This window comes from Nodosilinea sp. LEGE 07298 (assembly GCF_015207265.1).
Classification (GTDB): Bacteria; Cyanobacteriota; Cyanobacteriia; order Phormidesmidales; family Phormidesmidaceae; genus Nodosilinea.
The window spans coordinates 1-11,896 of the sequence record NZ_JADEXE010000213.1 but is presented as its reverse complement, the minus strand read 5'-3'; the positions used below and the strand labels follow the sequence as shown (position 1 = coordinate 11,896).

The 11,896-nt window shown below is 56.6% G+C and carries 9 protein-coding genes; 2 read left to right on the top strand and 7 right to left on the bottom strand.

Annotated features, from left to right (window positions below; all coding sequences use genetic code 11):
• Positions 1-71 precede the first annotated feature (71 nt).
• On the bottom strand, positions 72-2,333 hold the full coding sequence (locus tag IQ273_RS23360; RefSeq protein WP_228053670.1) for a hypothetical protein: 2,262 nt from the start codon (positions 2,331-2,333) through the stop codon (positions 72-74).
• Positions 2,334-2,831: 498 nt separating this feature from the next.
• Positions 2,832-3,329: a hypothetical protein gene (locus tag IQ273_RS23355; protein ID WP_194025554.1), complete on the bottom strand. Its 498-nt coding sequence runs from the start codon at positions 3,327-3,329 to the stop codon at positions 2,832-2,834.
• Between the two features lie 279 nt (positions 3,330-3,608).
• On the opposite strand from IQ273_RS23355, the gene ftsH reads away from it, so the two are divergent.
• Positions 3,609-5,411, top strand: a complete 1,803-nt coding sequence (ftsH, locus tag IQ273_RS23350) for an ATP-dependent zinc metalloprotease FtsH (RefSeq protein WP_194025553.1) — start codon at positions 3,609-3,611, stop codon at positions 5,409-5,411.
• An 89-nt stretch (positions 5,412-5,500) separates the two neighbouring features.
• Here ftsH and IQ273_RS23345 read toward each other — a convergent pair whose 3' ends face one another.
• Complete coding sequence (locus IQ273_RS23345; protein WP_194025552.1) at positions 5,501-6,697, bottom strand: Coenzyme F420 hydrogenase/dehydrogenase, beta subunit C-terminal domain; 1,197 nt, start codon at positions 6,695-6,697, stop codon at positions 5,501-5,503.
• Positions 6,698-7,058: 361 nt separating this feature from the next.
• Here IQ273_RS23345 and IQ273_RS23340 point away from each other — a divergent pair, with 361 nt between their 5' ends.
• Positions 7,059-9,185 carry a serine/threonine-protein kinase gene (locus IQ273_RS23340; protein WP_194025558.1) on the top strand — a complete coding sequence of 709 codons (2,127 nt, stop codon included), beginning with the start codon at positions 7,059-7,061 and terminating at the stop codon, positions 9,183-9,185.
• Positions 9,186-9,207: 22 nt separating this feature from the next.
• On the opposite strand, the gene IQ273_RS23335 is transcribed toward IQ273_RS23340, so the two are convergent.
• From IQ273_RS23335 to gvpN, 4 genes are all read right to left on the bottom strand, one after another.
• Positions 9,208-9,678, bottom strand: coding sequence for a gas vesicle protein K (locus IQ273_RS23335; RefSeq protein WP_228053668.1), 471 nt, complete (start codon positions 9,676-9,678; stop codon positions 9,208-9,210).
• Positions 9,679-9,742: 64 nt separating this feature from the next.
• Entirely contained in the window at positions 9,743-9,937 is a 195-nt protein-coding gene (locus IQ273_RS23330) for a hypothetical protein (RefSeq protein WP_194025551.1), read from the bottom strand.
• A 93-nt stretch (positions 9,938-10,030) separates the two neighbouring features.
• Positions 10,031-10,375 (bottom strand): gas vesicle protein, encoded by a 345-nt coding sequence (locus IQ273_RS23325; RefSeq protein ID WP_313898212.1) that lies wholly within the window; start codon positions 10,373-10,375, stop codon positions 10,031-10,033.
• Between the two features lie 13 nt (positions 10,376-10,388).
• Positions 10,389-11,861 (bottom strand): gas vesicle protein GvpN, encoded by a 1,473-nt coding sequence (gene gvpN / locus IQ273_RS23320; protein ID WP_194025550.1) that lies wholly within the window; start codon positions 11,859-11,861, stop codon positions 10,389-10,391.
• Positions 11,862-11,896 lie beyond the last annotated feature (35 nt).

Sequence of the window (11,896 nt, the reverse complement as noted above, 5' to 3'; positions counted from 1 at the left end):
GCCCCTTTGAACAACTCAACGGTTTCCGCTATCACGACAACTGGGTGCGCAACCTGCTGATTGCCTCTTCGTTAAATGGCAGAAGGCCGTTGCCCAGGAAAGCCGACACAAAATAAGTTGGAACTAGCACCAATTATGGCGGATTGATTTGAAGCAAACCGTAGGTTATTACCCAGCATGCCTAAGGTACAGGCCGCAGAGTGCAGAGTCGCCCGATCTGCCGAGCTCAAATCGGCGTAGGGGACTGCTCCCGTGGTGGCATCGATATAGTCATCAAAAATTCTACGTAGGGGTGAAAAGTCTCCCCACATAGCCATATAGGGGAAGGGGTGAACAACGCCGTCTTGCACCGGGTTGAACGAGGGCGCACCGCCGTTAGGGTCGCCGGCAAAGTGGGCCAAATTTCTTAGGGCAATCCCTAGAGCAGATGTGTTGTCATAGACGTCCGTACCAAAGTCGCTTTCTGAATAGAAGTCAAACTCCCAGCCATTGGTGCCGGTGCCGGTCAGAAAGTTGGGGTAGGGCAGGTTGGTGCCAGGAAAATTTGTGAAGTCGCGGCTGTTGCGAATAGTTTGCAGCGTACCCGGATGGGCAGTCATCGCCATACATGCGGCGGGGTATTCACCCCCATTGGGGTGGTTGTAGTGATAAACAACCATCGATTGTACGGCGGCCAGGTTGTCGCGCAGAGCAGTCTTCTGACGATATTCGTTTTCGAGAACTGCCGCAGCACCTGTACCTACTGATCGTGCTGCATTGGGCGGGTAAAGGCGATCTTGCGTACTAGCAACCCCAGGGGGGGTAAAGTTCCATCCATTAGGGTTGCCCAGCTCAAGGCGTTGGCCAACCACCAGACGTAGCCCGTAATTAACGGCCTGCCGTTCCCAATAGCCGTCTAAACCTGTAATTGGGTCGGTCACCTGATCGATATCTACGATATTGTCGCCCAAGCTAACGCCGTTGGCAGGGTTCGTTACATCTAGAGCTGGGTTGTTGTCGCTGTAGCGAGGTTTTGGCCCCCAGCGGTTATCGGCCCTAGAGAAGTCATCAACAAAGGGCCTGTCTACCACTCTGCTGATAATGCGACCTTCGGTGAAAATGTCACTAGTTAGGTAGTCAGGAACGCTGGTCCAGGTGCTGGGGTCGTTGTGCTGCAAACGATCTTGGGCGTAGAGCACCAGAGGGTTTACCGCAATGTCGGCGGGGTTACCTCCGTCTACAGAGTCGTTGCCAGTGGTGAGCGTTCTAACGTTGGGAGGATCGTCGTCATTAAAGGTATGGATGGTAGCGTTACCGCCACCATAGGCGTTATTGAAAATTGCACCTCTAACAACTTGCCCCTGGAAGGTGCCATCTGCTGAAGGAAACCCCACGGTAATTTCTGACGCCTCTACGCTGTAGACGCAGGAATTGTGGGAGCTGATCATGTAAGACGTTACTTGGCCGTTGTTATTTCTGAAGAAGAGGCTGCTGTCGGTGTGCATGGCCCCGTTGATATTAAATGGTGCCCCAGGGAAAATTTCCATGTCGTAGCGGAACCAAGCGGCCCACTTGTTGCCCCGGTTGGCAATGCGCGACTGCTGAAACTCAAACGACTCAACGGTGCGGTTGGCGTTGTTGGCGTTAGGCACAAACACGTTGACCTGAAAATTCTTTTGAAGGGCAGTACTGGTGCCATCGCTGACGATTTGCCAGCCTTTCTCAGCCCTGGCATTAGCGCAGCCAGTAGTAGCTTCGGTGGTGGCCAGGGGGCCAGTGCGGGTTACCAGCCCATTGGCCTTGGCTTCAAGGTCAGCAGATCGAACATTTATATCGGGATCAGCTTGAGCCTCATCTTCGACCAAAATTGAGTAGGTGATGATTTCACCATTGTTGTCGCTGACAAACGACCAGGCATTGTCGAGGGTGTCGTCGCCGTTGATGTCTAGGCGGGTTTCGCCGGGCAGGGTAAATGGGTCGCCGGGCAGAGCAACCACTGTACCTGGGTAGGGCTGGGTCAACATCATGCTGGCTAAGAAGTCGCCCGTGGGCAGACCACTGGAGAGTCGATTGTCTCGGTTAAACAAAAACTCAATTTTGGCCCTGGCTCGGTCGAGGGCGGGAGTAGCCGCGTTGGCAATCACCTGCTGCTCGCGCTGCGAGATCGCCATATCACTACGGGTAAAGGAGCGATAGGTGAGCGCGGTAGCGGTGAGCACCACCATTAGCACCAGTAACACCGTAGTCGGCAGCACAAAACCCGACCGGGCCATACGGGCCGGTCGATTGGCTAAAAGCACAAGTTGTAGCAGCCCGGTAACCAAACGCTTAACTGCTGCTTGAGGAAGCCGCAAAGCTTGTCGTAGTAGATGACGACTCATGTTTCTAAGACCAACGTGCCAAACAACAAAACCGATAACTCGCGTGGGGTAAGGCCCAGTTAGGAGGCATTAGCCTTACAGCAACAGCAAACTTGTAGACCTAAAACAGTTAACCAAGCGCCCGGTTAGGGCGGCTACCAGAGGAAAAACGGGGGTGCTCCATTGGCCGATGTAAAGGCCAGTAAACGTAGTGAGCGCTTCTACGGAAGCGACCAGCGTTTACTTACTAAAATACCCAGCTATTGTAACGAAGCGATCAGGGTTGCGATGTCGTTTGATTTGCCCCCGCGATCGCTGGCTATAGTGTTGACCTTACTCCTAAAGGGCTGAAGGAGGAAGAATAGACCTAGGAGTGTGCACCTCAGGCTTCTATCTTATTGAGAACTTCATATTATGTACTGAGTATTTTCTCGATACTTAATCGAATTTGAGTAACTTTTTGATGCTGATACGCGCTAAATACTGAGATCGCTAGTGGTCTACACCAGCAATATCGGCCAGAGCGCGGGCGTAGGCTTCTAGACCAGTTCTTAGATCACTAAGTTCTTGGCGCAGGGTGGGCTCTAGCTCCCAGCCCTTTTCGTGGGCAACGGCGCTGACGCCCTGGGGTTTTTGGGCTTCCCACTCTTGCAAAATGGGGTGCCACTTAGACATGAAGGGGCGCAGGCCGTTGTTGAGCACCGCGATCGCAATGCCCCCCACCGATTCTTTAGAGGCTCCAACCCTGGGGCCAGCGGTGCGTAAAATTTCGCGGGTAGAGCCAAACAGACTGTAGAGCGAGTTGAGCGCTTCTCGTACCAAACCGGCATTGGCATCGAGGGGCTGCACGGCAACGCGGGTGACCAACTCGATGTAAAGCTCCCAGGCGGCGGCTCGCTCAGTGGTATCGGGCTTCCATTTGGCCCCACCGATGCCCCAGGGCAAATTCACGGAAACCTCGGTAAGCTGAACCGCATCAAATTTGGCCATAGGAGCTGGGGGAATGTTTGGCCCTCATTATATAGCGCCTGTCTGAGGACCGAGCATTATGCAACGTGTTTGGAAAGGTTACGGCAATCTACCTAGAAAGGTCGTAACCACCGTATAGCGAGCTCTTGACCCTTCGGTAACCACGGCTAACTTAGGGCGTTTCCCCCTCTGGGTAGGTGGGTGTGACTGCCGCAAAATCAAGGAAGCGAGCGGTTAGCGGGGAGCTTTTCCCAGCGCTTCGCCCCTTTGAGCTGCCTTTAACCCTACAGGACTTGCCCCATGAAAACGGAAACCCCAGTGCAATCGGCCTACAGCACCTTTGTGGAGCAGGTCAACAATGCTCAGGTGCAGCGGGTAACGATTGGGCGCGATTCTCGTCGAGACGGCAAAGCCGAACGCATTGACTACATCCTCAAGCCCGAGTTTGGCCCCAAACTTGGCCGTCAACGCTACACGACGCGACCAGTGGGCTCGACCGATGAGGTGGTGAATCAGCTCAAGCGCCAGGGCGTGCAGGTCACCCTTGCCCCTGAGCCTCTGCCTGCGGCAGGTATCGCTGGCTTGATTATCTCCTCGGGAATGCTGGTTGGGGCGCTGGCCCTGGCGGCAAAATTTAGCCGCGCGGGTGGGGTCGGCACGGCTGCCAGCATGGGTAAAAGCAAGGCGCGTAGCTACGGCAAGAGCAAAACTGGCGTTATCTTTGCCGATGTGGCTGGGGTAGACGAGGCCAAGCAGGAGCTGCAAGAGGTGGTCGACTTCTTGGCCAATGGCGATAAGTACCGCCAGCTGGGAGCCAAAATTCCTAAGGGGGTGCTGCTGGTGGGGCCGCCGGGAACGGGCAAGACTCTGCTGGCGAAGGCGATCGCAGGCGAAGCCGGGGTGCCCTTCTTGAGTATGGCCGGTTCAGAATTTGTGGAAATGTTTGTGGGCGTGGGTGCCTCGCGGGTGCGCGACCTGTTTAATAAAGCCAAGCGCCAGGCCCCCTGCATTGTCTTTATCGATGAGCTAGATGCTGTTGGTAAGACTAGGGGCGGCAACCCCACTGGCGGCAACGACGAGCGCGAGCAAACCCTGAACCAGCTGCTGACCGAAATGGACGGTTTCAGCGGTAACGACGGGGTGATTGTGATTGCTGCTACCAACCGCCCTGAGACGCTAGACCCGGCCCTGCGCCGCCCCGGACGCTTCGATCGCCAGGTCTTGGTCGATCGCCCCGACAAGAGCGGCAGGCTGGAGATTTTGCAGGTGCACGGTCGCGGCGTGGCTCTGGGCGAAGACGTCAACCTGGCCGACATTGCGGCCCAAACCGCTGGCTTTGCTGGGGCAGACCTGGCCAACCTGGTGAACGAAGCCGCGCTGATGGCGGCCCGCAACAACCGTCAGGCGGTGCTAATGGCCGACTTTAACGAAGCCATTGAACGGGTGATTGCGGGGTTAGAGAAGCGATCTCGGGTGCTCACGGCGGCAGAACGTCAGACAGTGGCCTACCACGAAGTGGGCCACGCCCTGGTAGGGGCGCTAATGCCCGGCGGCAACCGGGTGACCAAAATTTCGATTGTGCCGCGCGGGCTGGGGGCGCTGGGCTACACCCTGCAAATGCCAGAGAATGACCGATACCTGATGCTTGAAGACGAGCTGCGGGGCCAGCTAGCCACCCTATTAGGGGGGCGCGCCGCTGAAGAAATTGTCTTTGGGAAGGTTTCGACCGGGGCCAGCGATGATATTCAAAAAGCTACCGATCTGGCCGAGAAGGCGGTGACCGAGTACGGCATGAGCGTCAGCCTGGGGCCAGTGGCCTTTGCTAAAGCTAATGCTCAGTTTTTGGATGGAGGCAGCGATCGCCGCACCACCAGCCCCGAAGTCGCCACCGAGATCGATCGCCAGGTGAAGCTGCTGCTCAACAACGCCCGCTCTATGGCGATCGAAATTCTGCGGCTAAATCGGGGGCTGCTAGAGTCGGCCACTCAGGCCCTGCTAGAAACTGAGGTGCTGGATGGAGCACAGCTTAAGGCGATGCTGGCCCAGGCTCAGGCCCCTGCCGAGCTACAGACCTGGCTGGCTGGGGGCTACAGCGTAGTGTAGCCTCTGCCGCCAAAGACCCCAGGGTTCTTTTATTGGGTAGCCAGGGCTACTTGCTTCCCAACAAAAGAACCCTGGGGTCTCAACTGCTGCTAATCGGGCAGTTTATACTGACCCACAATCTTTTTGGCAAACTCCGGTACGTGGGCGGCTAGCTTTTGCGGGTAGTTGCGCTTGACGTACAGGTAGTTGCGGGTGAAGTGGGAGTCGATAGAAAAGCGGGCGTACTCTAGCCCCTTGGGGCCGATGCGCTCAATCACCACGCCCATTAGCTTGGCGGCCCACATAGGCAGGGTCACGGCCTTGTCGTAGGCGGGAATACTCTGCTGCACGGCGGCTTTGCGATCGCCCTCAGACATCACCGGCTGGGTATTGAGCTGGTCCATCACCGTATCGAGCATGGTTTGGCCGCGATCGTTGCGCACCACAATCCACTGCCAGCCGAAGGGAGCCCCCATATAGCCCACCACCAGGTCGGCCAGCCCATTCACGTAGTCAAAGCAGCTCATGCAGGAGGGGGCAAACACGTCTTTGAGCTGGTTAGTTTTGAGGCCAAAGAAGGGCACTGTCTCGGTGGAGCCGTCTTCGTGCTTGAAGTGCACCCGAAAGTCTTGCATAAATTCGTAGTGCACCACCGTATTGGGCGATCGGCTGGTGGTTTCGAGAAACTTTTGTAGGCCCGCCCGGCTGACGTTATCAACGCAGGGGGTGCCGAGCACGTAGAGCTGCTCTAGGCCGAGCTGCTTTTCGATCGCCCGCAGCGCCTGAATTTGGCAGCCCACCCCGATTACCAGCAGTCGCTTCATGCCCGACTGTTCCACCTGCTCTAGCACTGAGAGGTTGGGCGACAGAGTAGGTTTGTTGACTCGGGCGGCGAGAATTTCTTCGGGGGTGGTGGCGAGGATGGGCTGGGGCTGAAAGCGATCGCTCTCGGTATTTTGCACACACACCACCCCTTCGACCAGGCCCTGGGTCAGCATTTCGATCGCGATCGTGCTGACAATGCCCGTCCACTGCGCGCCCTCGATGGGCTGCTGCTTGCGGGCGGCCATCATATCTTGGTGAACGCCAAAGTAGACCTCATTTTCGGCCTCTAGATCGCGGCTGCGCCCGTGGCTCTGCTGCTCCAGGGTCGGAAACTGCTGATTGAGAAAGGCGCAGGCCTCTTTGACGTAGTGAATGTAGTAGGTGTCGCAAAAGCCGCACTCGCTACAGAGTTCTTTGGCGGGGCGGGTAGCTCCTGGGCGCAGGGCTTTGGCTTTGTGGTGGGAAGGCTGAGCCAGGGTCATAGGGGCGGCAGCGAATTGCTCAATAACGACTGTTCTTCACGATACCGCAAGGGTTTGGGCGCGTTGTTGCGATCGCCCCAATTGTTACGAAATATAGCTTTGGTCTCGCAACAAAGACAGGAGCTAAACGCTTAAAAAGCAAAGGAGGAAGGAAAATTTAGGCTGCGATCGCCATTAAGGCTTGCTGTTGTCTCTGTTTAGGCCTTGAACCACGGCCACATCCCAGTATGATCCTGCGTTCATTCGCTCGTACCCAGAAGCAATGAAGTAGCAAAATCCACCCTCTCCGACCGATTACAGGTTAAATGGAAGTAAGCATAAGCAAAAACTATGCCTCTGCGTCCCTGGGTTTACCGTTGTGATGATCTGCTGTCTCAATCCCCACTGTACCCAGCCTAATCACGCGACCCTGGCCGCGGTTTGTCCCACCTGCGGCAACCCCCTAGAACATCGGCTGAGGGGCCGTTATCGACCGCTGAAGCTGATTGGTCGGGGCGGGTTTGGGCGCACCTACTTTGCCCTCGACGCCGATCGCCTCAACAGCCGCTGCGTGATCAAGCAATTTGCCCCCCAAACCCAGGGCACCAAGTCATTCTTAAAAGCCGTGCAGCTGTTTGAGCAAGAGGCTGTACGGCTCCACGAGCTGGGGGAGCACCCTCAAATTCCCACCCTGCTGGCCTACTTTGAGCAGAACAAATATCTTTACTTGGTGCAGCAGATGGTGCAGGGCCGCACCCTGCACCAGGAAATTGCGGCCCAGGCGGCCTACAGCGAAGGCCACCTCCGCCAGCTGCTAGAAGATCTGCTGCCAGTGCTGCATTTTATTCACCAGCACGGCGTTATTCACCGCGATATTACCCCTTCCAACATCATTCGCCGTAAGGTTGACCAAAAGCCTGTGCTGATTGACTTTGGCGTGGCTAAGCAGTTTAGCGAAGCCATTCGCTACGAGCAAGGCACCCGCATTGGCACTGAAGGCTATGCCCCCATAGAACAGCTACGTAGTGGCCAGGCTTACCCCTCTAGCGACCTCTACAGCCTGGGAGCCACCTGCCTTCACCTGCTGACCGGCTGCAAGCCTGAAGACCTCTACAGTCCCCAGGCAGGCTGCTGGCTGTGGCAAGAGCATTTACAAAAACAGGGGCGTACCATTCACCCTGGTTTGGCCGCAGTGCTCAACTGCATGACCAAAGATCTGGTTAGCGAGCGCTACCAAACGGCCCAAGACGTGCTGGATGACCTGCAACGACTGCCCAAACTGGAGGGCGCGGTACCGGGCTGGGTTTCAAGCCAGTCAAGCCAAAGCTTGTTTACGGGTTTAGATCGACCGCCCCTCAGTGGGCCAGGCCAAACCGCTGGCTTAGCCCTACCAATCACATCGATACCCAACATCAATGAGGCGGCAGAGCCAGTATCAAAACCGTTATCAAAACCGGCATCAGAGCCTGCGTCGAGGCCTGCGGTGGGTAATCCTTCCTCCAGCCCCCTGGGTCCGGCTACCCCGAGTGCGCCAAGTACCAAACCCATCAGCTCTGGGTCGCCTAGATCTGGGTCGCCTAGATCTGGGTCGCCTAGATCTGGGCCTGCGATCGCAGGCCATGGCTGGCAGTTGGTACAAACCCTCATGGGCCACCAGTCGTGGGTGATGGCTGCGGCCTTTAACCCCCAGCAGCCGGTGCTGGTCAGCGGCAGCCTCGACGACACCCTACGCGTTTGGAATTGGCAGTCGGGAGATTTGCTGCACTCGCTCAAGGGGCACGCCCGTGGGGTTAACGATGTCGCTATCGACAGGCGCGGTCAGGTGCTAGTGAGCTGTGGCGACGATGCCACGATCAAGGTCTGGAGCCTGGGCGATGGCACCCTGCGGCACACGCTCAAGGGGCATCTGCGGGATGTCACCGCGATCGCCCTAGGCAGCGACAGCAGCTTGCTAGCCAGCGCCAGCGAAGACGGCACCCTCAAGCTGTGGAATCTAAACCAGGGCACCCTGATCAAAACCCTGCCGGGCTCAGCCGGTATGCTCAAAACCGTAGCCTGGCTCGATGCCGATCAGCGGTTGGTCAGCGGCGGCCTTGACAACACTGTGCGCCTGTGGAATGCCCAAACGTCAGCGGTGCTAAAGGTGTTTACCGGTCACACCAACACCGTTAATCAGGTAGCCGTTAGCCCGGATGGTCGTTTAGCGGCCAGCGCCAGCAAAGACCGCACCGTGCGCCTGTGGGATTTGGCTACTAGTACGCTGCTACACACGCTCCAAGGGCACACCCAGGAGGTCAATACGGTAGCTTTTTTCCCTGACGGCAGGCGGCTAGTCAGCGGCAGCAGCGATGGCACCCTGCGCCTTTGGAGCAGCCAAAGTGGCACGCTGAAAGACACCCTATCGGCCCACGTCAATCCAGTACACCAGGTAGCTGTACAGACCAGCGGCAACATCATAGCCAGCGCCAGCGCCGACAAAACCATCAAGCTGTGGCAGTGGCAGGGTTAGGAGCAGGTAAATGGTACCTATCTCAAATTGGTTTCGAGGTCAGCACCAGCCGCAACTTGGCGTGAATTAAGTTGAGCTGAGCCATACCCAGATCAACATCGCCTTCGACCACTACCCCCGTATCGAGTAGGCGATCGAGCAGCTCTAGAATGGTAGGGTTCTGGTTTTTTGCGCCAGGGTAGTAGCTGCCTTCCTTCGGTAGCAGGGTGCCAATTTCCCCCAGGTCAATATTGAGATCGGCCGGGTCAACGTCAAATATTTCGCACATGTCAACAACCTGTTGTTCGAGCTTCCGTAGGCTATCGGCGGCCCGTTCAAGCTCCTCATCGCTGAGGTCACCCGATTCCATCCGGCGGATGACCTGGGCCTCCATAAGCTGACGCACCAGCTCAATCACGGTGAGCAGCAGGGGCGCTAGGCCCGCATCAGCTTTGGCGGGGGGCTGTAGCGCCAGGCTAGGCAATAGATCGGGCTCGACATTTTCGGAAGTCATGGCCTCAGTCTAGTGCATCTGTAAGATTGCCATTCTGGTTTCTGAGTACAAGCCATAGCTGTAGCTAGGGTCGGTTTTGCCACTGCTGCCGCAGCCACTGACGGCGGGCTTCTTGTGCTTGGGCGCAGCTCTGGTAATAGCCCATACGGCCAGCATCCACCAGGCGATCGCCTGAGCTTTGGCGACGGCTCGATACTGAACGAAAGCTAGGGATTGTGCGGCTACTGGCAATTTGCCGCAGGGTACGGAGGGTCAGCATAGTAGTCTTAACAATTAAAGACAGATTTTAAAACCCCAAGTGCCTTGAAGACCTGGGGTTTTGGTTTGGGAATTAAACGCCCAAGGTTATGGTCTAGGTAGTCGGGTCAGCGGGTCGCAGCGTCTTCAGCTCAGCTTCCATAGCCTCCAAACGAGCCTGAAGTTGTTGATTGGCCTCTAGTAGTTCGTTGGTGCGGCTGCTCAGATAAGGATCGCTCTCCCACCAGTTGATGCCAATTTCGCGGGCTTTATCAACTGAGGAAATAATCAGGCGAATGCGAATGCTCAGCAGCTCAGTAGACCCGACGGAGACCGAAATATCGCCAGCAATCACAATGCCTTTGTCGAGCACCCGCTCAATGACATCAACCAGGGAAGACCCCTGGGTAGCGGTAGCCATGCTTCGACCGGGTTGGGGGCGGGTCGTGGAGGTGGTCACAGCGGTATTACCTTCAGTTAGAACTCAGCTGATAGCCCTGGAGCTGGCCGTCAGTTTCCTGCTTTTCTATGAGGCCCTGATCAAGCATCGACTTGATGGCGCTGACAACCTGAAAGCGATTTAACCCCAAGGCTGTCTCGATATTAACGAGAGACACGGTGCCCGTTGCATCTAGATAATCAAAAATGCGGGTTTCGATGTCGTCCCAAGAGCTGGCTTGAGTTTCTACAAGGCCTACACTAGCGGGGGCTGCTATTGCCGACGAGGCCAAAACACTGTCAGGCTCTGTCACTGAGACCATAACCAACGCTTCAGCCTCGTCGGTTTCGGGCTCGGTCTCGGTCTCTAAAGTAGAGACTGGCGATGCTGCCGCAGCATCGCCAGTCTCTACCACCAACCCTATCTCCTCAAGGCTTAGCGCCTGATCTTCAAGTTCCTGAATTTCTGCTACAGAAGCTTCGCTAGCCAGAACATCCTTTAGAACTGGGGTCTGAGGATCGTCTAAGGCCAAGGTGTCGGCGACATCTTCCTCTTCGCCATGAAGGCGGGCCTGGGGCTGAGCCTCAGGCTTGAGAGTGAGGTCATTGACCAGTTCCGCTTGAGAAACAACAAAGCGGTTAAACAGGTTCCATAGATGGCGGGTAGCATCGGGCACGGATTCTTTGGAGCGGGCCAGCAAAATATCGCTGCACACGTCTCGGAAGTCTGCATTTTCGGCCAAAGGCAGAATGCCGTGGTCGTGGCAGATGGTGGCAATCATCAGGCTGGGACGCAGACTAGAGACCATGTCTGGAGCGGCCGACGCCTGGAAGGTCTTGACGAGCTGCACAATTTGCAGCGCGGCAGAGCCATCGATACCGACCTTTTGTACCAAAATTTGCTGCTGGGCAAGCTCATCTGGCTCAGGCATATTGATGGTGATTAGGCGGTCTTGCAGGGCGTCTTGGGTGCCGTGAACACCGCAATATTCTTCGGGGTTGGAGGTGAGAATGGCGCGGAAGTGAGGGCTAACGCGAATGTACTCAGCCCGGTTGTTGCTGGGGGGCAGCACCAGCAGTTTTTCTTCGAGCGCCGACAGCAGCACGTTGTTAACCTCGGGGCGCGATCGGTTAAACTCGTCGTACACCATAGTGAAGCCTTCGCGGCAAGCCAGGGTGAGACGCGAGTCAGTCCAGTTGTGGCGCAGCTCGTCTTCTACCTTCACCACGCTGTGGATGTAGTTATCAACTACTTTTTTACGGGTGTAGCCCGACTGGTTGCCGATCAGGTCTGAGGTCTTGAACTCATCATCCCCAAACAGCAGCATGATGGGGCGAGCCAGCAGGTCGGCCAGGTGCAGAGCCAGAGTGGTCTTGCCGGTACCAGCAGGCCCTTTGAGGTGGATAGAGTACCCCGATTGCAGGTACCGTAGGGCTCTGAGGGTCGTGCGTTCTAGGGTGGGGGTAGAAACGAAGTTGCGGGGGCGGGCTTGTAGAACAGTGTTCACAGAACGGCTTCCTCTTGGACGAGATAGGTACGGTC

Bases quoted from the DNA above. Each gene is read 5' to 3' on its own strand.
- IQ273_RS23355 (WP_194025554.1), bottom strand. From the start codon at position 3,329: ATGGCCAAATTTGATGCGGTTCAGCTTACCGAGGTTTCCGTGAATTTG.
- ftsH (WP_194025553.1), top strand. From the start codon at position 3,609: ATGAAAACGGAAACCCCAGTGCAATCGGCCTACAGCACCTTTGTGGAG.
- IQ273_RS23345 (WP_194025552.1), bottom strand. From the start codon at position 6,697: ATGACCCTGGCTCAGCCTTCCCACCACAAAGCCAAAGCCCTGCGCCCA.
- IQ273_RS23340 (WP_194025558.1), top strand. From the start codon at position 7,059: ATGATCTGCTGTCTCAATCCCCACTGTACCCAGCCTAATCACGCGACC.
- IQ273_RS23335 (WP_228053668.1), bottom strand. From the start codon at position 9,678: ATGACTTCCGAAAATGTCGAGCCCGATCTATTGCCTAGCCTGGCGCTA.
- IQ273_RS23330 (WP_194025551.1), bottom strand. From the start codon at position 9,937: ATGCTGACCCTCCGTACCCTGCGGCAAATTGCCAGTAGCCGCACAATC.